Consider the following 26537-nt stretch of genomic DNA (forward strand, 5'->3'; position numbering starts at 1 on the left):
TTAATCCTCTTTCAGTTTTTTTATTTAAAAGGCTATTAATGTAAATGAAGCTTTAAAAGATACGATTGAGTTAATGTTATAATATAGAAATGTGGTAACGAGAAACTTGGATTAAATTTATAAGAAGTAATTTTTTATGAATTAAGGCTAACATAAATTCCTAGTATTATATAATTGAAATTAAACTAGCAAAAGGTGCGGACTCCGTAACCCCATTCGTTAAAGGTGTAGAAATACTGCCAGATGGAAGTGTCGTTAGAACTGGAACGAACTATAGCGGGAAATTCCAAGAAGCCCATGATGCCTAAAAAGCGAGTATTCAGAGTAGGATCTCGAATTTGGAGAGTGGTGGGGTTAAGGGTACGGGTAACGCTGTTCATAGATCTGAAATTGACGAAGTAATTAAAAATAATTACGATAAAGACGGAAACTTGATTAATAGATCAATTGTTCCTAAGGGATATGATAGTGTTGAAGATTTCTTAAAACAAGTAGATGATACTACCATCAAAGAATTTGGGTATGATAGTGTTGAAGAGTTTAAAGAAGTTGTAGAACTAACAGAAACATATTTGAATACTAAAACGAAAAATAATATATTAAATAAGCCTTTAGCAGGAGGAACACATGTGAAAAAAGGAGTAGATTTTGATATTTTAGGATTCCCAATATTTAAAGGGGATGATGTTAAGTTTTCTTTAAAGTTAGAGAAAGATTTCTATGTTATGAAAGATACAGATCAATTTAGGGAATGTACTAAATTGGTAAAAGAAGCAATTGAGAAAGGCGAAATCTCAAAAGAATTATTCACTAAAAAGCAGTTAGCTCAAATAAATGATGGTTTGCCTAGAATAGATGGATTAATATGGCATCATCATCAAATACCGGGGAAAATGCAATTAGTAATAAAAGAAGTTCATAGTGTGAATCATTTAGGTGGAAATAGATTATGGGGAGGCGGAATTAGATGAAGAATTTAGAATGGAAGTATGCGGATGATTCGGTTACGGAAGAATTTGTGGAGAAAATAGGTCAATCACTGGGAGTTGAGTTTCCAAAAGATTATATCGAGTGTGCAAAGGTAAATCATGGGGCTAATGTAATACCATATTGTTTTGATGTTGAAGGAATAGAAAGAGTTTTTGGTGCATTACTTTCTTTTGATGAGGAGAGTAGTGATTATATTGTAAGAGATTATAATAACTACCGTGCTACCTTACCTAGAGATGTAATTCCTTTTGGAATTGATCCAGCAGGAAATTTAATTTGCTTTGATTATAAAAATCATGAAGAAAATCCAATTGTTGTTTTTTGGGAACATGAAGATGCATGGGAAAAGGAAGCGCTGATGGAAAGTGAAGGGATTACGGCAGAAGAAGCAGAGAAAATCGCAAGAGAAAATGTATTTTTTGTTGCTAATACATTCACAGAGTTCTTAAGTAAATTACATGATTAATAGAGCGTTAAAATTAAAGGGCTATCTTATAAGTGGCGGGTTTCACTTGCTTATGAGATACCCCTTTTTATTTTAGAATAGAACGGTTATTTAACAGAGAGGTTCAATAAACTACTACCTATGCTATTGCAAATTTGCTAAGTATAGAGAAATCCAGAATTCATAAGGGGATAAGATTGGAAAAAAACAGCAAAAAGCATAGATGATATGACAGCCAAATCGAAAAGTTTTGAAAGTGGCGACTAAGGTTTAATAACGTCTAAACAAAGCTGGGTGAATAAGCATCATACAGCAAGTAATAAGATTATAGATGATGAGATTAAGGGTGTAGAGGCTTCTCTTGCTAGTAAGGGTACGGGTGAAACGGTTAAGAAGATAGGTGATATTAATGATCCTATTAGAACATATCGTGGTGCTGATTTAGGTAAGCTAGAGGCTAAATATACTGCGGATCCTCGCTTAACTGTTGAGATGCCCTATGTTGGTAAAGGGCAAAAAAACACCAATGCAGAGGGTTGGTTACGCGATAAAGATTTTTATTGGAAAGAGATGTTAGAGAAGTACCCAGAAGCGTTTAATAGGTCAAATAGACAAAAAATAGAATTAGGATTCGCACCTATAAACAATCCAACGTTTAGAAAACATTTTCCCCAATATGATTTAAAAGAATTATATAATGACACTTTAATACATCATCACATTGGTGGTGGAGGTCAAGCTGTGGCTGTACCCTCAAAGCTACATCCAGGTTTAGGAGGGATTCATAATGCTGAGAAAAGCGCAGGAGTTTGGGGAAATGACCAAAAATATGCTGAACTATTAGAAAAATTCTTAGAAAAGTAAGGGTGATTATTTTGGTAATGAAGGATGCTATGAGCAAATATTTTAATTTAAGAAAAGAATATTTTGATAAAGGGTTAGATTTTTTATTTAAAACGCCATATAACGAAGAAGTTGATTCATTTATATATCAGGGTGAAATGGATGATGAAGAAGAAATTTCATGGAAACCTATTGAAAAAAATAATAAGAATGATTTAACGAAGATTGAGGAAAGATTTGAAATTAAACTGCACACTTCAATTGATGATTATTTTAATTCTTATTGGTTTGCTGATTTAGATGGATTTATTGGTAATCATTATATTAGGCTAGAACCTGTATTACCAAATATTGAATTGGATTCCTTCGAAAGTAATTTAGAAGGGTATAAAAACAATCATAATAAGGTTGATAAGACTCCAATAGGTGTAGAGGGGAACGGTTTGATAGTTGTTTTAGATAATGTAAGTGGTAAGGTTGAATTGGAGGATTTTGAACGAGGTTCATTTGAAGAGATTTCGGATAGTTTAGATGAGTTAATTGCTAGTTTAAAGTTACAAAAATAATATACTAAGAACATTTATATGAAAAAATGTCTGATATGAAGTGTAGCCCAAGTGTTAGATATAATTGGACTGCAGTTTTTTATAGAAAGATGTAATATAAAATCAAGCGAAGACCTACAAAATTTATGCTACTAAAAAAACATATGAACTGAAAGCACTTGATTGTCAATTAAAGGCAACAAGTGCTTTTTTGCGTAGAAATTTAACAGATCACTATAATTTTATTATGTAAACTTTTTACATAGTTTTCTATACAACTAAAGAGAAGAAAAATGTTCACTATTACTTTCATTTCTGTTATAAAAATTCTACAATAGAAGACAGAACGTATATTTGGTATAATCAAAATATACTATATGAAATGATGTACATGAGTTTGAAATTCATGTAACGAGGTAAGCACTACATAACAATGACTAATATTTAAAGTTTTCGTACCTATAGAATTCAATTCATGTTATATAAATCAATTGTTAGAAAGGAACAGGTGTAATGAATCAAATTTCATTTGAAGATTTATTTGAAGAAGAAAAAGAAAAGGTGGAGGTAGCTGAGGTATGTAAGGTACCAGCCCCTTTATCACCATTACAAAAAGATATTTTAGAATTAATTGATTCTGAAGAAATAAGTGCGCTTGAGCTATGTGAACGATTAATACGATCTGGTAAAATAGCCGATGAAAGATTCACTACGAATAAGCCTAAAGCATATGGACAAGTATGTTTACTATTAGAAGGTTTTGTTACAGAAGGAAAACTTATTTTTATCAAAGATGATGAGAAAAGAGATAGGGTATATAAATTGAAAGAAGAAGTTTGAGATGTATAGTGGGAGATGAATGATTGGTTCCCTTTAACTTGCAGCTCCGTTAGTCTAGTAATGTCCACAAAAAAGGTGTCAATCTCTCCTACATTGACACCTTCATACTTTTAACACCTTACATACTTACGCTTGAAACCAAGTCTTCCTCTATCAAGTTCTTTCTGAATACTTTCAGAAGCATTTAACAAACTGCTTTTTTTATTATCACGTTTGACTTCAACTATACCAACTTCTTTTGCAATCTCGACTGCTTTTTCATGTAGTGGTACATATGATATTGCCACGGTGTTTAGGAAATTATTCATAGCGGATTTTGTTCGTTCTGGAGAATGATGAATTGTATCTTTCACCATTTCAAGCATATCGGAAATTTTACTTTCGGAAAATTCATTGTCTTTGCGATTTCCTAAAAGCCAACAGTAGCAACTCCATCCGGCAGACATTTTAAGCTCGTCCCCACTTGCAATCCATTTATCAGCAACATCTTGTGCAATATTTGACTCCGATAAAGTTACTGCCACTACATAATCAGATAGCATATAAAAATATGCCCCGTCTATCCAGCGATCAAAATCAGACTTACTCATAGCTTTTGGATCGGCAATAATACCTGCAAAGTACATAGCATCGTAGTTACCTGTGGCATAAAGCTCTTCAGCTAACTCTTGATTTAATTTTATTTTTTTAGCGATTGGTTTCATAGCACCTGTAGCTACTCCGAATACTGGCTCATGCGCACCGTTAGATATGTATATTTTTTTCGTTCGTTCCTTACCTAGAGATTCAAGTTCTTGCATAACTGTTTTAAAATCCATAGTTGTGCAACTTCCTTTCTTCATGTGAAAGCCTTTTTAAGCCTTTCGTATTTCATGTGTTAATACTAATTGTATTCAAGGGGTATGTCTACTTTCTAAAAGTATCGAAACCGGTTAGTAATTTTGAAGGTTTTGATTTTGTGACTGCTACAAGCTATCTATAATGGTAAGAAGGTCACTGTAAGGTAAGGAAGAATGAAAAGTATGTATAGTTTTTCCAGTGAATATTTGGTATGATGGTGAATGGGAAAAATATACAAGTTGTTAGTGGTTCATAAAAGGGGGATTGAATTGAAAAGAACACCTGAATTCGTATTAGGTTTAATTGGTGGCATTTTGGGAATTATTATTTCCATAATATTAATAGTTGTAGCGTTTAATATTATGGAAGGGGTTGATTACGAACTTTTAGCTTATTACTCTATTATTTTAACGGTTCAAATAGGGTTGTTCATTTTATCGTGTTTAGTAAACAAGGTTAATAATAAAGTTTATGGAGTTTGTATGATTGTGATTCCTATAGTTATGTTGTTTATGTCATTATTCTTTTTACTTATTCCGACAATTTTACAAATTATATCTGGTTCATTTGCATTTAGGACATTAAAGTTAGAATCGAATGTAAGCTAAATATAATTATTAACGTCTGAATATTCGGTTTTTTAAACATTTTCGTTTGCAGTTCAAATTAACATAAAGTACAAAGTTGTACGCTTTAGGAGGAGAAATAGATGATTATTTGGTCTGGTTGGGGTTTTTTAGTCGCAATTATTGTAATTATTAATACTCTTTTGGGTAAGGCTATCTTTGGATCTATAACGGGGGACGCTACATATTTTCAAGACCATAGTTGGCCAATGGCGGTAATGTTTATTATATCAGGGGTTATGTCTTGGTATTTAGGTAAATATATTAATAAGCCAGATGGGAAAGTTTATATAGATACCGAAACTGGTGAAAAAGTTATGTTTAACAAAAAACACTCGCTATTTTTTATAAAAATGGAATATTGGGGACCAATTTTAGGAGTTATTGCGATTGTAACTTTAATTACAAGATAAAAAAAGAGGATGGGTATAGTAAGAGTAATCTATTCAAGTAGAAGGAGAAATTAGTCATGAATGCAAAGAAACTACTAGGGGTAGCAGTTCCGGTCATGTTGTTATTTGGTTGTGGAGTTTCTGAGAAAACGAACACTTCTAAACAGGAGAAAACGGAAGAGTCTAAAGTAAAAGAATCGAAGTCTAATAGTAAGAAAGAAAACGTTTCAAAGGAAGACTATCCTAATAAAGTGTATAAATTAGGAGTAGAGTTTGATAAGTTGTTTGCGGAGCATAACAATATTACAAGAGAGGTTTTTGACGGTAAGAAAAAGAAATCAGATATAGTAGATAGTGTGAAAGAATTAAATAAAGTGTTAGATAAATTTGAGTCAATAGATCCCCCTACAGAGTATGTAAACCAACAAAAAGATTTTGAAAAAGCAATTAGTTATTTTAGAGAGTCTTTTTCTTTAATAAATGAAGTATTCACCAGAAAAGAAAAAAGAGAAAAAGGTGATAAGACTGATAAAGAGTTAATAGAGAAATCTGAAAAGCTAGTGAAAGAAGGAGATATTTACTGGCTTAAGGCATTCAAAGATCTTGAAGGGGATATTAAAATCGGTGACGGTACAGTATCAATGAAAGATTTGAAAGAGTTAGATAAGAAAGCTGGAATTAATACAGATAACGTTATGAAGAATGTGAAGGATGGTACGGAATTAATCGGTAATTGGGGATTCCAAGGAACAGACGGTTTCAATATGTCACTCATTTTAAAAGGTGATAAGACATTTGAAACGTATGGTAAAGGTGAGTATCCAAATAAAAAGAATTATATTGAAGGAACTTGGGAATATGATAAGGAAGCTTTTACAATCTATTTACATCTCAATAAACGTTTAGTAGACGGTGTAGAAGATACAATTCAAAAAAAGAAAATAGCATATAAAGTTCAAGATTATGATGGGGAAAACTTGCGATTATTTAATGAGACGTCATTTAATACAATTAAGTATGTGAAGCAAAGTTAAAGTTATGAAGGACTAGGTTTAAATGGCCTAGTCCTTCATTAAAGTGCGAGTATGTAAATAATATGTTATCTTTCGTTCTGTTTACTTAGTATCATGTTATTCTTTAATAGAGTAATAAATGGAGTTTTGCATTAAATATATGAGGTTGGTTACAAATGATAAAGAAATTTACTAGATTAGTATTAATAGTGGTTATCCCAATCAGTCTTATTACAGGTTCTGGGGCTGCTGAAAAAACTGAAGCACAAAAGCCGAAAGCGGTACAAACGGAGAAAAAGGACTATATGGATTACTCATATGGTAGCAAAGGTATATTAGTAAGTGGCAAAGCGAAAGAACGGCAACAATACGAGATTGGATATATGGATGATAATAAGTTAATTGGGATTGACGAAAATATTGAAGACTGCATTATTTTAGATAATAAAGATGAAGCAGGTCTCATTTGGAAGCAAATAGAGCGTGGATCTATTATTGAAGTGCAATACGGTAAGGATCGCAATGATATCGTAGGCGTGCAATTCGTAGGAGATCGTGAGTCATATGAAATTAGTGATAAGTTTGATCGGAATACGATAAATGAGATTGTTGAAAACGTTAAAGGGAATTTGTAATAGATGTATTTCGATAGTATAGGATCTCTTATTATGAAATTGTATGCCAGTTATTTGTCTAAGTTTAAATTGATTATTTTGACGGTATTTGTAATTAGTTGTAAAATAATGTTTGTTGACGAATTTTATAAAAAGTATGTTAGATGAAATTCATCTGTAGGGATGACATATAAATATTTTCTTAATGAGTATAAAATATGATAATTTAAATATATAAATAAAAAAGAAAATGTATTGGAAGTACATAGTAGATTCATATTTTTAAAAATTAATGTAACAATAAAGGGAGGTTGAGATACATACACGGTGGGAGTGTGTATGTATTTATTATAATAATGAATAAGACAATCAAACAACAAGTAATCGCACTATCAACAAGTCTAGTGATTTTAGGGAGCGTACCTTTATCAGCATCAGCAGAAGAGATAAACAAATCTCAAACTGATCAACTTAATATTGCCCAAGGAGAACACGGAACGAGCGGATTAAATTATTCTAATTTCAAGTTGGAAGTTCCTGATCATGTACAAATTAACGAAGCAGAAGTATCTGAAAATGAAAAAATGCTTTTAGAAGAATATAAGCATAAACATGATGAAACAGAAGAATTAAACAAAATGCAAAATGCTAAGAAGGGACAAGTAGCAGAAAAGGAAGCTATTTCAAACATTGAAAAGGCATTTGAATCTGTAGATGGTCGAAATGATGGATCTGATCGTCAAATGAAACCTGTTGCAAAGCCAAGAGGTATTCAATATAGTGCACAGAGTACGAAGAAATATGGAACACTTGCAGGAGTTCCATTTGTGGAGTGGATTGTTCCAGCAGGAAATCCTGATATTCGTCCTGCAAATCCGATGAAAGCACGTTACATTACAATTCATGAGACCGCAAATACAGCCGCTGGTGCTAATGCTGAAAATCATGCGAAATATTTATACAAGCAAGCAACTGAAGGCACTTTCCGAACAGCTTCATGGCATTTTACTGTAGACGATAAACAAATTTATCAACACTTACCAACAAACGAAAATGGTTGGCATGCAGGAGATGGAGATGGATCAGGAAACAGGGAGTCTATCGGTATCGAGATCGCGGTTAACCAAGATGGTGATTACAATAAAGCTTTAGAAAATGCAAAACGACTTGCAGGTTATTTAATGAACAAAGAAGGAATTGGTGCAGATCATATTTACAAGCATCAACAATGGAGCGGGAAAAAATGTCCTGACATTTTAATTTCACGTGGTAATTGGGCTGGTTTCGTACAAGGAATTCAGTGGTATGCAAATATAAATGCGCAGATTGATACGCCTTTACAAGATAAAAATGACTCATTTAATCCAAATGAAAATAATCCAGCTGAACCTAGCATGGAACTAGTGGTAAATGGTAGTGGTATCAATGTACGTAGTGATGCGGGTATTGAACATCGTGTTGTACGTAAAGCTTCAAACGGAGATCGTTACAAAGTATTAGCGGTTAAAAATGGTTGGTATAAAGTAGGTAATGGAGAATGGATTTTCTATGACCCAAGTTGGATTAAAATTAACTACAATGTACCAAAGGAAGAAGTACAAAAACCAAAAGATGATATTACAGGTGGCTGGTTTGAAGGGCATATTCGTAAATTAAACAGTCTAGGTATTATGCAAGGCGAAGGTAATGGTGTATTTGCGCCATATCGAAATGTAACGAGAGCGGAGTTTGCGAAATTAATCTCGAATGCTCTTAAACTACCAGAGGGAAATAAGTCATTTGTAGATATTAATGAGGCACATCCATCACTTCATGACGGTATTAAACGTTGTGCAAGTGTAGGAATTATTAATGGTCGTGGTGAAGGGATTTTTGATCCTAACTCACCAATTACTCGTGAAGAAGTATCTATTATGATTGACAAAGCATTACGATATAAAGGAATTACAGGTGAGTTAGTAGCATTACCATTTACAGATAAGCATTTAATAACATACAAAGAATCGGTTCAACGATTATACAGTCTAAAGGTAGTTAATGGTATTGGAAATAATGAGTTTGATCCCCGAGGTACAGCAACTCGTGGTCAGGCAGCTGCCTTTATTGTGAAGATGTTAGATTCAATGCAAAAATAAAATGAAACTTTAATCAGTGAGGGCCACTCGCATTGCAATCGAGCAGTTTATTCACCGAATTTTGAAATGAGAGTTGTACTGTCCGCAAATAGCAGAATAAATGGTATGTAGAAGCTGACATTGGTAGAAGTAAAAGTGCGCCCATAAGGGCCTTGTAAACTCTGATTTAGTAAATCAGCGGGTGAAGTGAAACAAGATAACAACCCGACACCGGTAGCCTTATCCGTAATCGAAAGTGAGCGGGGAGTGTAGCATGGCTGCAACGGGATAAGTCACTCTAATGTCATGAGTGCGACTGAATTTCTAGGTGTACCGTGGTAAACAAGGTTGAATGCTAAACTGCGTGAAGGATAAATCAAGGGGTCTTATCGACGACCATATCGAAATAGACATTGAAACGATATGTCTCTAGTTCAGCTCATCTATTTTTTGTGGAGAGAGGTGTGTTTCACACTAGAGAACCAACTAAAGTACATTAGTAAAGATTGAAAGTCCCAACCGACATTACTACAAACTATTTACAAGGTACTAAATGGGGATTACCTAAGTGGAAGCGCCATTTATGGCTATAGAGGATGATTTCAAGGTAAAAACCAAGAAATGTGGCTCTTGAATATTCCATATGGTAACGGAGCCTTCGTAGTAGTCAGAGATAGGGAAAGCCTATCACACTAACGTATGACAAATTACGTTAGGTCATGGTTGTGAAATCAGGATGGCGAAGGAAGGTAGTCAATTAGTTCATGATGATAATAAACAGGAAGGAAGCGAGATGCTGATGAGAAATCCAGTTTATGTATTGAACACCTTGTCGAAGAATACTATTAAAGAAAACTATAAGTTCAAAAGATTATATAGAAATCTTTATAATCCAGAATTCTACTATAAAGGTTATCAAGAAATATATGCCAATCCAGGTAATATGACCAGAGGAACCATAAATAAAACTGTTGATGGCTTCTCAAAAAATAGAGTATCTAAAATCATCAACAACATTAAAAATGGTAACTATAAACCTACTCCTGTTAAGCGAGTATATATTGATAAAAAAGGGAGTAAGAAAAAACGTCCTCTTGGGGTACCGACATTTGACGATAAACTTGTCCAATTAGTAATAAAGTATATCTTAGAAGCAATTTATGAACCAAACTTCTCTGAGAACTCACATGGATTCAGGAAAAATAGGGGTTGTCATACAGCTTTGAAACAAATTAAAAAGAGTGGTAATGGAACTAAATGGTTTATTGAAGGTGATATTCAAGGTTTCTTTGACAATATCGACCACCATATCCTAATTAACCTACTAAGAAAACGTATCAATGACGAAACACTCATCGGATTAATATGGAAGTTCCTAAGAGCTGGGTACATGGAGGATTGGCAATTCCACAAAACATTCAGTGGAACACCACAAGGAGGGATTCTCAGTCCTCTTCTTGCCAACATATATCTAAACGAACTAGATATATACATGGAAAAATACGCTGAAAAGTTCGGAAAAGGTCAACCAAAAGACAGAGAAGTTGATAAAAGATATCAATACTTACACCTCAAAATAAAAAGAGGGCGTAAGAAAGCAGACTTACTAAGAGAACAAGGTAAACACAATGAAGCTCAGGAATTAATCGAGCAAGTCAACGAATGGGTTAAGGAAAGGGGACAACGTCCCTACTACAATCCAATGTCGGATAAATTTAAGTCACTAAAATATGTTAGATATGCTGATGACTTTATTGTAATGATAATCGGCAGTAAAGATGATGCCAAAGCCATTAAATCTGATATAGCTCAATTTCTCAATGAAGAATTAAAATTAACTTTATCAGAAGAAAAAACACTTATCACCCACTCTAGCAAGAAAGCAACATTTCTTGGGTACAACGTCAATATCACTAGAAACGAGTTATTTACCAAATACTCGGTGAAAGGTGCAAAAAGAAGACATCACAATCTAAAAGTAAGACTTGAAATCCCCCATGAAACATGGCGAAATAAATTACTTGCCCTGAATGTTTTAGAAATGAAGTATGTGAATGGGAAAGAAACTTGGAAACCAAAGCATAGACCGGAAATGGCACACCTAGATGATTTGGAAATACTACATAATTATGTATTACAGATCAGAGGGATGTACAACTACTACAAATATGCAGTTAATTCAACGGTACTCCAAAAATTCAGTTACGTTCTAGAATACAGCATGTATAAAACATTCGCCAATAAATATAAAAGCTCAATCGGAAAAATTAAGGGGAAATATTGCAAAAACGGTGTATTCATAGTCAATTACAAAGATAAAAAAGGCAAACAACACTCTCATTCTTTCTACAGGGAAGGATTTAGAATGGTTGATATAACTAAGATGAAAACACAAGAAAATAACATCGACAACTTGTTAGCCTCAAGAGTTCATATGTCAACAACTAGTCTTATGGATAGGTTGTCAGCCAACAAATGTGAACATTGTGGTAAAACCGATTCTAACTTAGTAATGCACCATGTCCGAAAAATGAAAGATGTTGAGAAAGGCAAAGCCAAATGGCAAAAATTAATGATTGCCCGTAGACGCAAAACATTAGCCGTATGTGAGGATTGCCATAATGAAATTCACTATGATATGAGAGTAGAACTTATAGCGAAAAACAGAAAAAAATAACTTTGACAAGCAATTGATGGAGAGCCGTATACTCTGAGAGGAGTACGTACGGTTCGGTGAGGGGTTTTGAGAAACCTATCATAGCAATATGACAAGGCGCTCGCTTCCTACTCTACAATAAGAAGAATTTGAAAGGAGCTATCCAAAATAATAATTTGGAATAGCTCCTATTTAGTAGGAAGAACAAATTGTATTTCATAGATTGTAATGTAGAATGCCCTTCCAAGCCCCTTATAAGCCCCTACCAAGTAATAAATCACTAAGAAAAAACAAAAACAAAAACAAGAACAAAACAAGCGCGAAAAAATGAAACCGGCGTTGTAGTAGTAAAAAAATTGTAATTCGAATGCCAAAACCATTCCCGTATGCCTATCTTTATAATGAAGGATTAAAATTTTCCTATTTACTAGCAAAGAGTGGAGGGAAACATATGGCGGTATACCGTAATGTGCAGGTGAACTTTTGGCAAGATGAATTCATATTAGATTTAACGCCAGAGGAGCGTTATTTTTACATATATTTGTTAACTGGTACGAAAACAAAGCAATGTGGTATTTACATATTACCGAAGCGTGTGGCAGAGCTTGAAACAGGTTATAGTATGGAGACTGTTGAGAAGTTGCTAAACAGGTTTGTTGAGTATGGAAAGATTTTATATGATACGGAAACGAAAGAGGTATTCATAATAAATTGGTTACACTATAACCCTATTTCAAATACGAATGTGGAGAAGTGCGTATTACGTGAGTTAAAGACTATAAAAAGTAATGAGTTCATACATATATTTTTACGTAAATGCCTTGAAGAAGAATACAAGATTCCATTATTATTGCAGCATTTTGGTATGCCAAAAGAAGAGGATAATAGTAGTTCACAAGTAGTTATTGAAGAGAAAGAAGAAGCGGAAGAGATAGAGGTGGAAACTATAGAAGAGGACGTTCCAAATAGTGAAGTTTATAAGTTTTATGAACAAAATATTAGTAGTTTATCCCCATATATTGTGAAGGAATTGAAGAATTGGATACAAAGACTTTCTGGAGAGAAAGTGTTAGAGGTACTTAAAATTGCGTTTGAAAATAATAAGAAAACGTTAGCTTATGTGAGGGGGATTTTGAGGAATTGGTGTAGTGAAAAATTAAAGGATTTTAGTGGGGAGAAGTGCGTAATGGGAAGTTTAGAGAGAAGGAAATGTATTTTGAGTAGTGTATTTTAATTTACATTAACTTAACATAGAATGTATGTTCGTTTTTGTGAGGTTTATGCTATACTACCATTAAATAAGGGTATTTTTATAATAGATAAAAAGATGCGGGGGGTACAAAGTTTGACTACTAGTACATCTGAGTTGTTTCAATATATTAATATGACAGAAGAACAGAAACAATTATCACAACGATATTTACAGACAAAAGAAGAGATTTTAAAAGATATTCAACTAACGACAATTCGTGATCAAAAAAGAAGCGATTTTGCGGAGCGATTTATAAACGATTTTAGGAAAGTGCATAAACAAGATCCGGATTTTTTTCGATTATTTTACCATATACTCGAGGAGCAATTATTAAATGTTCTTGTAGTCCGTTTTGCGCATGTCAGTTTTTCTAAAATGAAGATTTATTTAGAAAAAAGTGCACTTCCTTTGGACAAACTTGTAGCAATCGCATGTAAATATTTATCCAGTATTTCAAGTTATGTGAATGAAGCAGATGTTTTTCTTAGAGAGTTAACAAGAGAGAATCCGAACTATATAGAGGGACAATTACATACTTTACCAACTAACCAGCAAGTAACATTACTTCTTGTAATGTTTGATGTAGATTATGAAAAGTTTCGTACATATAGTTCTTTATTGAATGAGAGGTTAGAAGAACATACAGAATTTATATTGAAACTGCTAGGGGAAAAGGAAAAGGTTGAAGCAGTTAAACGGTATTTAAAAGGTAAAGATGATAGTGAAGTATTTATAGGTGGGAATTTACCGGAACATATTTGGCGGCTATTATTTTGTGTTCATAAATATTCGAATGTTGCGAGGCGATATATTGAAATATTGGCGAAGAAAAATGTTTGGGGTTTTATAAACTATGCAACACGTTATATGTGTCACACTCTCGGTCAGTCTCAAAACTACAAAAAAACTGGTAGTGTAAATAGAGAAACATATGAAGAAATTCAAAGTTTTTGTACACAGTTTTGGATTTCTAAGGAACGATTTTTTGCGCATCGTCTAAGGCAACATGATTTGAATAGTGAGGATTTTTGTAAGACGTATGAATATGAATTGCTATGCTTTATGTTGGAGGAAAATCCTGAATTTATTCAATGTACTTTGCAATATGTAAGTAGAATGAATTATCTCATCGTCGCACGAACGCTAGCTGAAAAAGGATATGAGCTAAATAGAGGGAAAATGCGAGAAGAATTTTTTGTTGCTGCTTTGCAAATTAAATTGTCTACAGTGCGGAATACATATCGTGATTATTTACTAGGGAAGTTGTCACTTGAGGATATGGAGCAAATATTTAAAAATCCGAAATATAGAAGTATGTATTGGGGTATGCCGGTGTTAGAGGTTGCGCTTCTTTGGGATATAGATGATATAGCGAAGAGGGAAGCTGTACTTACACTACAGTTTGGAGATGAAGATAGTGTTAATTTATACGAACTTCTTTACGAATGTTCTGTCAGAGGAGTAGAACCGAAACAAGTATTAGAAGATCTGCTTTCGTATGGATTAAGTAAGGAAAAGCTTATCGCTTATGCAGTTGAAGAAGCTGCATGCTACAGTGAAGAGCGAAATAAGGCGAAGGAAGCGCTTGTTTGTGTAATTGTAAAAGAACAAGCGTACATCATTGAACGATTTGATGAGTATTCTGCTGTGGCCAAAGCATATATTTTAGAAGAGTTAGCAAAGGATAACATGATTAAAATGCGTCCAATTTTAATTAAAAGCTTAGGAGATTCATCTAAAAAAATGCGTGAGTCTGTAGTTGAACTGCTTTCAAAAGAGGTAGAAGCTGCAGCAGATGTAGCAGTTGAACTTCATAATAAAAAGAAAATTGTTCGTGAAAATGTGATGAAAATACTTATAGAGTATAAGCTTGAAAAATATACGAAATTTGTACAGGAAGCTTTGCAAGAAAGTAAAAATGAATCTTTCGCAGGAAAATTCTCGTTTTTATTTCAAACGGAGGAAGAAAAGATAGAAGAACTATGTGCACGTATTTTAACTGAACAAACAAGAAATTCACTTCTGCAATTGATTGGGGATGAGCCACAAATCCGTTTACGTGACTCTGATGAAATTGCTGATGCTGCAATTCCGTTAGCCTATTTACAACAGTATATTTTAGATGCTGTTATTGAGAAGAAAGAAACAGCAGAAGTAATTGGTAGAGCTTTAAATGAAGAGGACTTAAAAGAATATGTGCAAACAATATATCAAATATGGATTTCTCAAGACGCAGATGTGAAGAAACGTGGAATTCTTTCGTTATACGGAATGTATAGTGACGACAAAATGGTCGACATACTTATAAAGCAAATTGATGAATGGGTGCTTCAAATGAGAGGAAAGATAGCAGCGGATGCCGTTCGTGCTTTAGGTTTGTCTTCATCTAAGCTTGCACTTATGTCTATTCATGCAATAGCATTTAAATATAAACATAAGCAAGTACGTAATGCAACAAAAGAAGCGCTAAGTCTTGCTGTGAAAACACGTGGTATAACAGAGGAAGAGCTGGCAGATCAATTGGTGCCGGACCTCGGCTTTACTATACATGGTGAAAAAATAATTGATTTCGGGAATCGAAGTTTTACTGCCATTTTAACTACAGAGTCAAAAATTGAATTAGAGACAGAAGAAGGAAAACGTATGAAGTCACTTCCAAAGCCGAATGCAAAAGATGATGTAGAAAAGGCTGAAGAGGCTAAAAAAGAATTAGCCTCTTTAAAGAAGGAACTCCGAAATACTCTTTCCATGCAAAAACAACGATTGGAAACGGCACTTTCATTAAAGCGTTATTGGTCACATAATGCATGGAAGTCTGTATTTATGGATAATCCAATTATGAAGCAATTTTCTATTTCACTCATTTGGGGTGAGTATAAGGAAGGGAAGTTGCTGAAGGCATTCCGTTATGCAGAAGGTGGCGTGTTCTGTACAATTGACGGGAAGAGTTATGAACTTTCATCTGGCACTGTTATTGGTTTCGTTCATCCGTTAGAATTGTCTGGGGCGGAGAAGGAATTATGGAAAGAGCAATTAGAAAGTGCGGGAATTGTTCATCCGTTCCTACAAATTGAGCGTCCAGTGTTTGTAGTAGAAGAGAATGATGAGAGTGCTATTGAGAGATTTGGCGGTATTTTACTAAATGGTCGTTCGTTATTCGGTAAGATGACGAAGCTTGGATGGATCCGTGGGTCTGTTCAAGATGGCGGTGTATATTATACATTTTACAAAGAAGATACTCGTACCGGATTAGGAGTGCAATTGTCATTTAGCGGAGCACCGATTGGTTATGAAGATGAAGAAGATGTATGTGTATTTGACATTCAATTTTATAAAGCAGGTACAGTGAATCGTGGTTCATATGAATACGATGAGATTGATGATGAAAGACGCATTGTACCAAAAGAAGTAGATAAACGCTTCTTTAGTGAAATGTTATATGATGTGCAAGTAGCGACAGATTCAAATCTTGGGCATAATGAAAGTTGGCGTAGCGAACGATAAGAAAAACCCCTTCATTGGTAGGAAAATGAAGGGGGTTTTTCAATGTTTCAAAAGGTTCTTTCATAATAGAAGCGAATTAGGGGGAAGAGGATTTTTATCCTTTTAGAAGGGATTGGTATCATGATCAAATAGATGATTTATCATACGACTACACTGAATACAGCGGGAATAGAAGGGAAAATGTTAACGTTACAGCCACGGTAATGATAGAAAAGACTTTTACTATATGTAAGAGTCTCTTTTTTTGTAAACGCGACAAAATTTGACAAAAAAATTTGTAGGAACTTGTTATAATTTCTGTTGGAATATTTTGTTTAACGAGAAATGGGTGTATAGCGTAAAAGATTTCGGTGTCATACAAATACATTTTTTGTTTTACATTCAAGGATTTCATAAGAGAAGAATTACAAAAATGAATGACATGGAGAAGTCATAGGGGGAGAGGAGATTTAGCATGAGTATTAAAGTAATAAGAGCAACAGGGGTAATGGGAGGAGCAGCAAGAGTTGCTGTAAAGGTAGATAACGAAGTAGTAATGAAACTTGAGAATAACGAAGAATATACGCTTCCTTTTGAATTAGATGAAGCGAATATTAAAGTAAAACAATTCTTTTTTGGAAGTAAAGAAAAGAAAGTAAAGGATGGCGATGTAGTAGAAATTAAGATAAATAGTATTGCTATGCTATTACTGATGGTGTCAATGATGGCTGTTTTATTTGGTTCGTCAATTGGTATAAATATTGTTGTTTTTGGTGTGATAGGAGCTTTAGTTACATTAGTATACGGATTGAATAACTGGTTTCGTTTAGAGGTTAAATAATTATTGTATATATATTTATTTCAGTTGATTTACTATACATGGGATGAAAATATTTTTAAGTGGGAAATGGGGAGAATCAGTATGAAGAAAATGGTTGTAATATCTAGTTTGGCGCTAATAGTAGGTTTAACAACTGGTTGTAGTAGTGAAAAAACAAGTGGACCTAAAACAGTATCTGTAAAAAAAGAAAAAGAGTTAGTAGCGAAAGATATTTTTAAAAAAGCAGCTGACGGATTAAAACAAGAGGAATATCTTACATTGACATCTCTTATGTCAATGAAGGGGAGCGGCCAATCAGAAGAAATTAAAATGAAAATACAAATGGAGCCGAAACTGAAGAATTCTAGGGCTGAAATGAAAATAAGTGGTACAGATATTGTAACGTATGAAGTAGATGGAAAGGTCGCTGCTCAAGTGAAAAACCCTGATACAGGAGAGTTAGTTACGATACCTAATAATCAATTTAATGTAAATGATGTAATGGTCAGTAAAAATTTACTTAATGAGTTAGATTTACCGGAAGCTTTGGCTAAGAAAATGAAAGCAAAGAAAGATGGAGACACATATAAACTTACACTTGAATTAAAGGGAAAAGAAGCGGTAGATACGTTACAAAAAATTAATGGAGATATGAAAAAATTAACGGAAGGATTTAATATGGATGCGTTTAACATTGAATATATAATAACAAAAGATTATAAATTTGAAGAGATGCGAACAACTATAAAAGTGAGTGAAAGTAACTCAGATAAAAAAGCTAGTACAGATAAGGAAAAATTGGATGCAGTTGTGAGTATAAAGATTGATTCATATGAAAAGTTTGATTCAATTAAGTTACCAGAAGGGATTCAATAATTTCAATCGTAAAAGGATAAAAAGGAGCGGAAATCTGCTCCTTTTTTATTTTTCCTACTATTTTTAGAAGATTTATATGAATATAGTTGAACGGCACTTCATTTTTTTCTGGAATAAATGTGAAACGTTGTATAAAATAATCAAGAAAGGCAAAAATTATAGGGGGAAAGTTGTGAAGAAAAATAAGAGTTTAATAAGTTTTTTAGGAGTGTTTATTATGTTGTTTTCTTTTTGTTTTCAAGGAAATGTACAGGCAGATGTAAATACTGTTCAATCTGGAAAAATCAAATCAGGAAACGTAACAGTATGGGAAGTTGGAAATGTAGCGAAAGTATTAGCGGATGTGGAGCGCTTAAATTTAAATACAGTAAATGTACCGATTCAAGTAGATATCCCAAATGTGACTTCTACTAACATGGTAATTAATCAAGCGCAAAAGCAACAAGCTATTATTTTAATTCAAGAATTATTAAAGCGTAATATTCAAGTTATAGTGGAACCGTTCCCATATATTCAGCAGGGGAATGTTGGAGAGACAGAATGGAACCCAAGTAACATTAATGATTTCTTCTGGAATTGGAAGACGGTTATTCTGCAAGATATTTTTAATTCCATTACAAGTAAATACAATGTGTATGGACTAAAGATTGCTTCTAATTTCGTGAATATGGAGTATGCAGAAGGATACTGGAGCGATACAATTGATTTTGTTCGTAATCAGTATAAAGGAAATGTTTTGTATCAAATGAACTGGTGGTTAACAGCAAGCTGGGATCCTTCTTATGAAGCGAAGTTTAAAGAGAAAATCAATCGCCCGTATTTAAAAAAGATGGATATTGTTAGCATAGACAGTTGGTTTGAAGTTTCAGGAAAAAGAAATCCAACATATGAAGAAGTGAAGCAAAGTTTATTTGCGACAACAGTATATAATCGTGGGCAAAATGTTGTTCAGCAATTGGAACAATTACATAATGCAACAGGAAAGCCAGTTTACTTCGGTGGATTTAACGTTCCAGCACGTGAACTTGGATTACAAAATCCATGGAATCCAGATGTTTCAAATGTGTTTTCGAAAGATGTACAATTAAATGGATGGCGTGCTTACCGAGATGTATTAGAACCGAAACCATATTTTAAAGGTTTTTCAATTTGGTTTATTGGCTCTAATGATAGTACACATGCGTATCAAATACATAGTAAAGAAGCAGAGACAGTTATTAACGGGTGGTACCGAAAATAATTTTTATAAAATAGGTAAGTTTTAAAGTTTACTACATATATTTTTAGTGAAAGGCCTTTCACCATCTTATCACCTAGGGGGCAATCATAATGAAATTTTTGTCTTACCTTACAGTAATTTTGGTGATTCTTGGCGGTTTGAATTGGTTATTGGTAGCGTTAGATTACAATGTAGTTGAGAAATGGTTTGGTTCTATGCCGGCGCTTGTGGACACTATTTATTGGCTCATTGGTCTTTCTGCTATTTATCAAATTTTTGATCGGTTCTTTACGAACGACTAGCTATTATTCTTTCATTATTAGAGTGTTAAGTACGATTATGTACTTAACACTTTTTTATATGTCCATAAAAAAGTCTGCACTTGCAAGCGATTCCATCGCGTCTTGCGCCATAATAATAGAAAACAAATTGACCGTATATTATATTTTAGGTTATAATTCAGAAAGTTTAAAAATATCCAAATAAGAAATAGGGAGGTTATGAGGGTAATGGAGAGAGTCTATAATTTTTCAGCAGGGCCATCAATACTCCCTTTGCCAGTTTTAGAGAAAGTGCAAAAGGAGCTTTTAAATTATAACGGGACAGGCATGTCTATTATGGAAATGAGTCATCGATCTTCTTATTTTCAAAGTATTATAGAGGAAGCGAGTAACTTACTTCGTGAATTAATGAGCATTCCTGATGAGTATGATGTTTTATTTTTACAAGGCGGTGCGTCATTACAATTTTCTATGATACCACTGAACTTAATGAATACGTATAAAAAAGCTGGATACGTACTAACTGGCTCATGGTCTAAAAAGGCACTGCAAGAAGCCGAAAAAGTTGGGGAAGTACAAGTGATTGCTTCTTCCGAGCAAGAGAAGTTTACTACGATTCCTAAACTGGACGGTTTACTAAGCGATGAAAAACTAGATTATGTACATATTACAACGAATAATACAATTGAGGGGACAAAATATGTGGATATTCCACATATAGAAAGAGTGCCGCTCGTTGCGGATATGTCTTCAAATATTTTGTCAGAACAATATGATGTTTCGAAGTTTGGTCTTATATACGCGGGAGCACAAAAAAATTTAGGACCAGCGGGCTTAACGATTGCTATTATAAAAAGAGATTTAATTGGGGGAGCAGATCGCTCTTGTCCGACAATGTTAAATTATGAAACTTACAGTAAAAATAACTCCTTATATAATACACCGCCATCCTTTAGTATTTACGTAACAAAACTTGTACTAGAGTGGTTGAAAGAGCAAGGCGGAGTATCTGCGATTGAAGAACAAAATAGAATGAAATCTTCACTTATTTATCATTTTTTAGATGAATCTAAATTGTTTACTTCACCAGTTGATCCTGCGTATCGATCACTTATGAACATTCCATTTACAACACCGTCAGAAGAACTTAACAATGAGTTTTTACAAAAAGCGAAGGAACGCGGCCTTGTTACGTTAAAAGGACATCGCTCAGTTGGCGGTATGCGTGCCAGTATTTACAATGCGATGCCAGCACACGGCGTAAAACGATTAGTAGATTATATGAAGGAATTTGAGCTTGAGAATAGATAGGGAGATGGGGATATGTTTCGTGTTCAAACGTTAAATCAAATTGCAGAAAAAGGTTTGCAAGTTTTTACTGAAGAACGTTATGTAGTAGGAGATAGAATCAATCATCCAGATGGAATTTTGCTTCGTAGCTACTCTTTACATCAAGAAGAGTTTTCAAAAGACTTAAAGGCGATTGCAAGAGCTGGCGCTGGTGTAAATAATATTCCTGTCGAGCGATGTACAGAAAAAGGAATTGTAGTATTTAACACGCCGGGGGCAAATGCTAATGCAGTAAAGGAACTCATTATTGCCAGTCTTATTATGTCTTCACGCAACATTATTAATGGTGTAAGTTGGACGAAAAACTTAGAGGGTGAAGAAGTACCACAGCTTGTTGAATCAGGAAAAAAACAATTTGTTGGATCAGAAATTGCAGGGAAACGTCTAGGTGTTATCGGACTTGGCGCAATCGGTGCTTTAGTTGCGAACGATGCGTTAGCGTTAGGCATGGATGTTATCGGATATGATCCTTATATTTCAGTTGAAACAGCTTGGCGTCTTTCTACACATGTGCAAAGAGCATTTAGCCTTGATGAAATTTTTGCAACGTGTGATTATATTACACTGCATATTCCTCTTACGAATCAAACGAAGGGGATCATTGGGGAACACGCTGTAGAGAAGATGAAAAGAGGGATGCGTCTATTTAATTTCTCTAGAGGAGAACTTGTAGATGAAAAGGTTCTTCAAAAAGCATTAGAAGAAGATATTATTACACATTACGTAACGGATTTCCCGAATGAAAATGTAATAAAGATGAAAAATGTAACAGCGACGCCTCACCTTGGCGCATCAACGTCTGAATCGGAAGAAAATTGTGCAGTAATGGCGGCGCGTCAATTACGTGAATATTTAGAGACAGGAAATATTCGTAACTCAGTAAATTATCCAAACGTAGAATTGCCGTATATCGGAAAGAAACGAATTACAATTATGCATCAAAACGTCCCGAATATGGTAGGGCAAATTACAGGATGCTTAGCGGAACATCATATTAATATTGCCGATATGATTAATCGTAGTAAACATTCTTGGGCATACACAATGATTGATATCGATAACGGAATTGATGATATAATAAAAGAGAATATTGTAGAAAATATAAGCAAAATTACAGGTGTTGTAGCCGTTCGAATGATTGTGTAAAGGAGAGAGGAATGTGGCAAAAATACGACCGTTTCGGGCCATTCGTCCAGTAGAGGAAAAAGCGGCACAAGTGGCAGCTTTACCGTATGACGTATTAAATAGTGAAGAGGCAAGGGAAGTTGTAAAAGGGAATCCATATTCTTTCTTGCATGTTGATAAAGCAGAAATTGATTTAGATCCTGAATTGTCACCGTATGATGATCGCGTGTATGAAAAAGCGGGCGACAATTTAAAGCAATTTATACGAGAAGAAGTGTTCATACAAGATGAAGAGCCAGCGCTATATATTTATGAACTGACGATGCAAGGAAGAACGCAGTCAGGCCTTGTCGTTTGTACATCTATTGATGAGTATGAAGATGATACAATTAAAAAACATGAAAGAACACGTCATGAAAAAGAACTAGATCGTATTCGCCACGTAGATGTGTGTGACGCAAATACAGGTCCGATATTTTTAACTTACCGTACAAAAGATGAAGTAAAGCATTTAATTAGAAGCTGGAAAGAAGAGCATGCGCCAATTTATACATTTACAGCAGAAGACGGTGTTAAGCATGTTGCGTGGAAGATTGCAGATGAAGATGTAATTACGACTTTAGTAAACGCATTTGAAGATATTCCTAATCTTTATATTGCAGATGGGCATCACCGTTCTGCATCAGCTGCAAAAGTAGGACTTATGAGAAGAGAACAATATCCAAATTACACAGGAGAAGAGGAATTTAATTTCTTCTTATCGGTTCTATTCCCTCATGATGAATTATCGATTTGGGACTATAACCGAGTTGTGAAAGATTTAAACGGTTTATCAGAAGAACAGTTTTTAAAACAAATCAAGCAATACTTCTATGTAGAAGAAGCACCTGTTTCTCCGTATAAACCAAATGAACCAAAAGCATTTGGAATGTATGTAAATGAGAAGTGGTATAAGCTTACTGTGAAAGAAGAAACATTTGATGCGAATGATCTTGTTAGAGGTTTAGATGTATCTATCCTGCAAGATCATTTATTAAGCCAAGTACTTGAAATACATGATCCGCGTTCTGATTCACGCATTGATTTTGTTGGCGGAATACGGGGGCTAGAAGAACTAGAACGCCTTGTGAACAGCGGCGAATACAAAGCAGCATTCGCATTATATCCGACATCTATGGAAGATTTATTAGCAATCGCAGATGCCGGAGAAGTCATGCCGCCGAAATCAACGTGGTTTGAACCGAAACTGCGTAGTGGGTTGTTTGTTCATTCTTTAAAGTAAATATTGACTTCTATAGTTTTGAAAAACCGAAATGATTTGAGTTTCGGTTTTTCTTATTTTACAAGTGTTTTTGAGGAGGGGGATCGATGAAATTGCAAGTAGGCGAAAAAATTACCTTTGAAAGAACGTTTACAAAAGAAGATGTTGCGTTATTTACGGAAGTATCGAAAGATGAAGGTGTTCATCATGTTACACCAGATGAGCAGGGGAGATTTGTTGTACAAGGGCTTTTAACATCAACACTACCTACAAAAATTGGCGGTGATTATAACGTACTAGCTCGCAAGATGGATTTTGAATTTTTACGTCCTGTGTTTAGTGGTGACACAATTCGTTGTGACTTAACCATAGAACAATTTGAACCCGATGAAAAAAATCGTACAAATATTACTGCGATGTTTATATGTAGGAATCAACTTGAAAAGGAAGTTATGAAGGGGAGTTTTTCTGGGATTATTCTTTAGTTAGTAGGAAAAGTAATGAATAGGTGGGGGCCATGTCACTCGGGCTTAGGTTTTTAATTCCACCATAACGAAAATGATATGCATTGCTGTATATTGATAATATACTCTGTTCATTTTTAATTTGAATAAGCTCGTCAACAAAAAGGACATTCCGAGTATTACAAGAAATGTCCTTTCTGCTAAAATGTAAGGTATTTTGCTAAAATTCAAACTCTAAAATCAGTTTACTAGTTTGACCTGTAAACTGATAATTATAGGACCCTCTCAGATTTTCTAAGTTACCGGTAGCTTTAATAATTGTTCCTGGGGAATCTAAATTTCCTTTATCAAATATTCCTTGCTCTATAGCTGTGAATGTCCCTTGTTGCCCCTTATAAATTCCTTCAAAGTGTAAAAATCCAGAAATTTTAGCCGTAGCCAAGTGACCATCATTTATATTTGAGTCTAGATAATATAATAAGTATTCAACAAAAGCTTTTCCTTTTAATTCTCCATCAATATCATATTCAACATGGGCAATATTAATAGGGAAATCTTTTCTAGTATCATCAATTAGTTTTTCATCCCATTTACTTACTGTAAATGTTACTTCCATACACGTAAATCCCCCTTTATCATTAGATAAGTAATCTCCATATCATTTAAAAAGTACTAATTCACAGTCATATCTTATAGGAGTGTTTTTATTTATTTGAGCCCTGTCATATCGTTATCTTATCTCAGAATCACCTGCGCCTCCCCATGAAGGACTTACTGTTGTCACGGTGTCTCCTGCTTGTAACCTCTTTGGTTTTATTAACATGTTAACTCCGCTGCTACAGAATGTAATGGATTACGATTATACAAACTGTATCATTGAAATACATGATGTATGACATTAGTTTCTTCATCATCAATCCGTTTACCTGCTGGGATTCAAGAATTCAGTCTTAGTGTTGAATATAGGAATAACCTATTTATATTTGAAAATCAAAGTATGCAACATTGCATGAGGAAAACGGTTGTTATTTTCACTACCTGTAACTATAATGATTACAGGTTGGTCGATACCAATCAAAAAAATAAAATCATCGTGAATGGAGATGTTTCATAATGGGTATGAAAAAATTAATTTTAGCAGGTGCTTTAGGGATCGCAGCATTATCAGGAACAAATTTACCAGGACTAGAAGTAACAAAAGCGAGTGCAGCTTCTATTGAATCGAATTTCTCGACGTTAGAAGGACGAGTAGTAGAAGTAGATAACGGTGTAATTGTTGTAAAATCTAAGCAATATGAGGAACCGGTTAGTGTGTATATTGATTCACTTTCAAATGTGAAAGTAGGAGATGAAGTAAAAGCTACTGGATCTATGATGCGTAATTTTACAGAATATATGGTTGCAACTGCAGTTGAAAATACAACAAACAAGTTAGGTATGCACATGAAAGAAGATGGCTCACCTAATTATGTAATTGGAGAAGTATCAAAAGTAGGAACGATGGAAGATGAGGGAGACGGTGCTACTAAATATGTTGTAGTTGAGTATCCATCGTTAAATGGGAAGAAAGCTATTATTGATGTTTTCTTAACAAAGGGACAAGTATTTAATGCGGGTGAGAAAGTGAAAATTGATATGAAGTATGTAGGGTGGGGTGGAAGTTCTATTAACTGGAACACAGTTGACCATATTGAAAAAGTTCATGAAGCAAAGACGAACGCTGAAAATAATGATGGTGTATGGATTTGGTCTTAATTAAAATCCTGTAAATAACAAATGTATCATGTAGTATCCAGCAAATGGTGATGTGTATGACCATTTGCTGGATACTTTTTTGCTTTGTATTTTATTGAGAATAAGGGATATCCGACTAGAATATGATGTTTAAATCGGTGCGAGTTAAAAAATACAATAATGAAAGAGGGGTTTATATATGGAGCGAGATGAGAATTATTTACGAGCTAAAAAAAGAGTGGAGAATTTAAAAGCGTTTTACATTCATTTAACGGTCTATATATTAGTTAACTTAATGCTTTTTTTCATAAATATAAGCTCTGATTCAAGTAAATTATGGTTTTTATATCCACTTGGAGGTTGGGGGATTGGTATCGTTATACATGGTTTAACAACTTTTCCATTTGGGATATTCGGAAAAGAATGGGAAGAACGAAAAATTAAAGAGTATATGGAGAAAGATAAGTGAAAAAATCAGAGATTTATGAATATAAATCTCTGTGAGCACACGTTTGATGCGAAGCCTATTCTATAGCTTCGCCTATTTGTTTTGTACTCGAAGTTAATGCGAGTACGTGTTCCTATTCATTTTTAGCATGAATTGCATGTGAAATCAAAACTTTAGTTGTAGTACATAATAAATACAGTTATTTTACTTTCTTAATTACAAGTGGATATAGGATAAAGTTGATTTATCATCCTATATTAAAATAAAAAACAAACCACTGTTCGATTTGAATATTCCACGATATAA

Annotated in this window: 24 protein-coding genes and 1 pseudogene; 23 read left to right on the forward strand and 2 right to left on the reverse strand. The window is 34.1% G+C overall.

Annotated features, from left to right (window positions below):
• The first annotated feature begins 179 nt into the window (after positions 1 to 179).
• From QCI79_RS24425 to QCI79_RS24445, 5 genes and pseudogenes are all read left to right on the forward strand, one after another.
• Positions 180 to 971, forward strand: a pseudogene (locus QCI79_RS24425) (HNH endonuclease).
• Complete coding sequence (locus QCI79_RS24430) at positions 968 to 1456, forward strand: SMI1/KNR4 family protein (protein ID WP_000792753.1); 489 nt, start codon at positions 968 to 970, stop codon at positions 1454 to 1456. The pseudogene QCI79_RS24425 and the gene QCI79_RS24430 overlap by 4 nt, the downstream one beginning before the upstream one ends.
• 273 nt (positions 1457 to 1729) lie before the next feature.
• A complete protein-coding gene (locus tag QCI79_RS24435; RefSeq protein WP_001032811.1) occupies positions 1730 to 2299 on the forward strand; it encodes a hypothetical protein in 570 nt (189 codons plus the stop codon).
• 29 nt (positions 2300 to 2328) lie between these two features.
• Positions 2329 to 2844, forward strand: a complete 516-nt coding sequence (locus QCI79_RS24440) for a SecY-interacting protein Syd (RefSeq protein WP_002101116.1) — start codon at positions 2329 to 2331, stop codon at positions 2842 to 2844.
• Between the two features lie 492 nt (positions 2845 to 3336).
• On the forward strand, positions 3337 to 3663 hold the full coding sequence (locus QCI79_RS24445; protein WP_001071907.1) for a DUF3895 domain-containing protein: 327 nt from the start codon (positions 3337 to 3339) through the stop codon (positions 3661 to 3663).
• Positions 3664 to 3773: 110 nt separating this feature from the next.
• On the opposite strand, the gene QCI79_RS24450 is transcribed toward QCI79_RS24445, so the two are convergent.
• A complete protein-coding gene (locus tag QCI79_RS24450; RefSeq protein WP_000346352.1) occupies positions 3774 to 4481 on the reverse strand; it encodes a DNA alkylation repair protein in 708 nt (235 codons plus the stop codon).
• Positions 4482 to 4772: 291 nt separating this feature from the next.
• On the opposite strand from QCI79_RS24450, the gene QCI79_RS24455 reads away from it, so the two are divergent.
• The 16 genes from QCI79_RS24455 (at position 4773) to QCI79_RS24530 (ending at position 24070) form a co-directional block, all read left to right on the forward strand.
• Positions 4773 to 5111 carry a DUF4064 domain-containing protein gene (locus tag QCI79_RS24455; RefSeq protein ID WP_000831724.1) on the forward strand — a complete coding sequence of 113 codons (339 nt, stop codon included), beginning with the start codon at positions 4773 to 4775 and terminating at the stop codon, positions 5109 to 5111.
• Between the two features lie 101 nt (positions 5112 to 5212).
• Positions 5213 to 5542, forward strand: a complete 330-nt coding sequence (locus QCI79_RS24460) for a hypothetical protein (protein WP_000587855.1) — start codon at positions 5213 to 5215, stop codon at positions 5540 to 5542.
• Between the two features lie 56 nt (positions 5543 to 5598).
• On the forward strand, positions 5599 to 6555 hold the full coding sequence (locus QCI79_RS24465) for a DUF3994 domain-containing protein (protein ID WP_021728560.1): 957 nt from the start codon (positions 5599 to 5601) through the stop codon (positions 6553 to 6555).
• A gap of 155 nt (positions 6556 to 6710) precedes the next feature.
• On the forward strand, positions 6711 to 7169 hold the full coding sequence (locus QCI79_RS24470; protein ID WP_000591638.1) for a hypothetical protein: 459 nt from the start codon (positions 6711 to 6713) through the stop codon (positions 7167 to 7169).
• A 335-nt stretch (positions 7170 to 7504) separates the two neighbouring features.
• On the forward strand, positions 7505 to 9283 hold the full coding sequence (locus QCI79_RS24475; RefSeq protein WP_021728559.1) for an S-layer homology domain-containing protein: 1779 nt from the start codon (positions 7505 to 7507) through the stop codon (positions 9281 to 9283).
• A 778-nt stretch (positions 9284 to 10061) separates the two neighbouring features.
• The gene (locus QCI79_RS24480; RefSeq protein WP_309009757.1) at positions 10062 to 11939 is read left to right on the forward strand and encodes a reverse transcriptase domain-containing protein; all 1878 of its coding nucleotides are present in this window, start codon (positions 10062 to 10064) and stop codon (positions 11937 to 11939) included.
• Between the two features lie 430 nt (positions 11940 to 12369).
• Entirely contained in the window at positions 12370 to 13152 is a 783-nt protein-coding gene (locus QCI79_RS24485; protein ID WP_000312089.1) for a DnaD domain-containing protein, read from the forward strand.
• Between the two features lie 111 nt (positions 13153 to 13263).
• Positions 13264 to 16674 carry a DUF4132 domain-containing protein gene (locus QCI79_RS24490; protein WP_021727772.1) on the forward strand — a complete coding sequence of 1137 codons (3411 nt, stop codon included), beginning with the start codon at positions 13264 to 13266 and terminating at the stop codon, positions 16672 to 16674.
• A gap of 454 nt (positions 16675 to 17128) precedes the next feature.
• On the forward strand, positions 17129 to 17494 hold the full coding sequence (locus QCI79_RS24495; RefSeq protein ID WP_000025026.1) for a hypothetical protein: 366 nt from the start codon (positions 17129 to 17131) through the stop codon (positions 17492 to 17494).
• An 81-nt stretch (positions 17495 to 17575) separates the two neighbouring features.
• Complete coding sequence (locus QCI79_RS24500; protein ID WP_000738993.1) at positions 17576 to 18349, forward strand: DUF6612 family protein; 774 nt, start codon at positions 17576 to 17578, stop codon at positions 18347 to 18349.
• Between the two features lie 172 nt (positions 18350 to 18521).
• Positions 18522 to 19589 carry a glycoside hydrolase family 113 gene (locus tag QCI79_RS24505; RefSeq protein WP_000739765.1) on the forward strand — a complete coding sequence of 356 codons (1068 nt, stop codon included), beginning with the start codon at positions 18522 to 18524 and terminating at the stop codon, positions 19587 to 19589.
• A gap of 89 nt (positions 19590 to 19678) precedes the next feature.
• Positions 19679 to 19870: a DUF378 domain-containing protein gene (locus QCI79_RS24510; protein ID WP_000670805.1), complete on the forward strand. Its 192-nt coding sequence runs from the start codon at positions 19679 to 19681 to the stop codon at positions 19868 to 19870.
• 207 nt (positions 19871 to 20077) lie between these two features.
• The gene (gene serC, locus QCI79_RS24515; RefSeq protein WP_000442917.1) at positions 20078 to 21160 is read left to right on the forward strand and encodes a 3-phosphoserine/phosphohydroxythreonine transaminase; all 1083 of its coding nucleotides are present in this window, start codon (positions 20078 to 20080) and stop codon (positions 21158 to 21160) included.
• 12 nt (positions 21161 to 21172) lie between these two features.
• The gene (locus QCI79_RS24520) at positions 21173 to 22345 is read left to right on the forward strand and encodes a 3-phosphoglycerate dehydrogenase family protein (RefSeq protein WP_000490232.1); all 1173 of its coding nucleotides are present in this window, start codon (positions 21173 to 21175) and stop codon (positions 22343 to 22345) included.
• A 13-nt stretch (positions 22346 to 22358) separates the two neighbouring features.
• Positions 22359 to 23606: a DUF1015 domain-containing protein gene (locus QCI79_RS24525; RefSeq protein WP_001063069.1), complete on the forward strand. Its 1248-nt coding sequence runs from the start codon at positions 22359 to 22361 to the stop codon at positions 23604 to 23606.
• An 86-nt stretch (positions 23607 to 23692) separates the two neighbouring features.
• Positions 23693 to 24070, forward strand: a complete 378-nt coding sequence (locus tag QCI79_RS24530) for a hotdog family protein (protein WP_000776359.1) — start codon at positions 23693 to 23695, stop codon at positions 24068 to 24070.
• A gap of 199 nt (positions 24071 to 24269) precedes the next feature.
• Here the strand turns inward: QCI79_RS24530 and QCI79_RS24535 are convergent, their stop codons facing one another.
• Complete coding sequence (locus QCI79_RS24535; RefSeq protein ID WP_000454079.1) at positions 24270 to 24665, reverse strand: DUF3224 domain-containing protein; 396 nt, start codon at positions 24663 to 24665, stop codon at positions 24270 to 24272.
• 497 nt (positions 24666 to 25162) lie between these two features.
• Between QCI79_RS24535 and QCI79_RS24540 the strand changes: the two genes are divergently transcribed.
• Entirely contained in the window at positions 25163 to 25804 is a 642-nt protein-coding gene (locus tag QCI79_RS24540; RefSeq protein ID WP_000525525.1) for a F0F1 ATP synthase subunit alpha, read from the forward strand.
• A gap of 178 nt (positions 25805 to 25982) precedes the next feature.
• Positions 25983 to 26252: a 2TM domain-containing protein gene (locus QCI79_RS24545; protein ID WP_000438994.1), complete on the forward strand. Its 270-nt coding sequence runs from the start codon at positions 25983 to 25985 to the stop codon at positions 26250 to 26252.
• Positions 26253 to 26537: the final 285 nt, after the last annotated feature.

Source organism: Bacillus cereus group sp. MG1 (genome assembly GCF_040460035.1).
GTDB lineage: Bacteria > Bacillota > Bacilli > Bacillales > Bacillaceae_G > Bacillus_A > Bacillus_A cereus.

Coding starts and splice junctions, on each gene's coding strand:
- QCI79_RS24430 (WP_000792753.1), top strand. CDS start 968: ATGAAGAATTTAGAATGGAAGTATGCGGATGATTCGGTTACGGAAGAA.
- QCI79_RS24440 (WP_002101116.1), top strand. CDS start 2,329: ATGAGCAAATATTTTAATTTAAGAAAAGAATATTTTGATAAAGGGTTA.
- QCI79_RS24445 (WP_001071907.1), top strand. CDS start 3,337: ATGAATCAAATTTCATTTGAAGATTTATTTGAAGAAGAAAAAGAAAAG.
- QCI79_RS24450 (WP_000346352.1), bottom strand. CDS start 4,481: ATGGATTTTAAAACAGTTATGCAAGAACTTGAATCTCTAGGTAAGGAA.
- QCI79_RS24460 (WP_000587855.1), top strand. CDS start 5,213: ATGATTATTTGGTCTGGTTGGGGTTTTTTAGTCGCAATTATTGTAATT.
- QCI79_RS24465 (WP_021728560.1), top strand. CDS start 5,599: ATGAATGCAAAGAAACTACTAGGGGTAGCAGTTCCGGTCATGTTGTTA.
- QCI79_RS24470 (WP_000591638.1), top strand. CDS start 6,711: ATGATAAAGAAATTTACTAGATTAGTATTAATAGTGGTTATCCCAATC.
- QCI79_RS24475 (WP_021728559.1), top strand. CDS start 7,505: ATGAATAAGACAATCAAACAACAAGTAATCGCACTATCAACAAGTCTA.
- QCI79_RS24480 (WP_309009757.1), top strand. CDS start 10,062: ATGAGAAATCCAGTTTATGTATTGAACACCTTGTCGAAGAATACTATT.
- QCI79_RS24485 (WP_000312089.1), top strand. CDS start 12,370: ATGGCGGTATACCGTAATGTGCAGGTGAACTTTTGGCAAGATGAATTC.
- QCI79_RS24495 (WP_000025026.1), top strand. CDS start 17,129: ATGAGTATTAAAGTAATAAGAGCAACAGGGGTAATGGGAGGAGCAGCA.
- QCI79_RS24500 (WP_000738993.1), top strand. CDS start 17,576: ATGAAGAAAATGGTTGTAATATCTAGTTTGGCGCTAATAGTAGGTTTA.
- QCI79_RS24510 (WP_000670805.1), top strand. CDS start 19,679: ATGAAATTTTTGTCTTACCTTACAGTAATTTTGGTGATTCTTGGCGGT.
- serC (WP_000442917.1), top strand. CDS start 20,078: ATGGAGAGAGTCTATAATTTTTCAGCAGGGCCATCAATACTCCCTTTG.
- QCI79_RS24520 (WP_000490232.1), top strand. CDS start 21,173: ATGTTTCGTGTTCAAACGTTAAATCAAATTGCAGAAAAAGGTTTGCAA.
- QCI79_RS24530 (WP_000776359.1), top strand. CDS start 23,693: ATGAAATTGCAAGTAGGCGAAAAAATTACCTTTGAAAGAACGTTTACA.
- QCI79_RS24535 (WP_000454079.1), bottom strand. CDS start 24,665: ATGGAAGTAACATTTACAGTAAGTAAATGGGATGAAAAACTAATTGAT.
- QCI79_RS24540 (WP_000525525.1), top strand. CDS start 25,163: ATGGGTATGAAAAAATTAATTTTAGCAGGTGCTTTAGGGATCGCAGCA.
- QCI79_RS24545 (WP_000438994.1), top strand. CDS start 25,983: ATGGAGCGAGATGAGAATTATTTACGAGCTAAAAAAAGAGTGGAGAAT.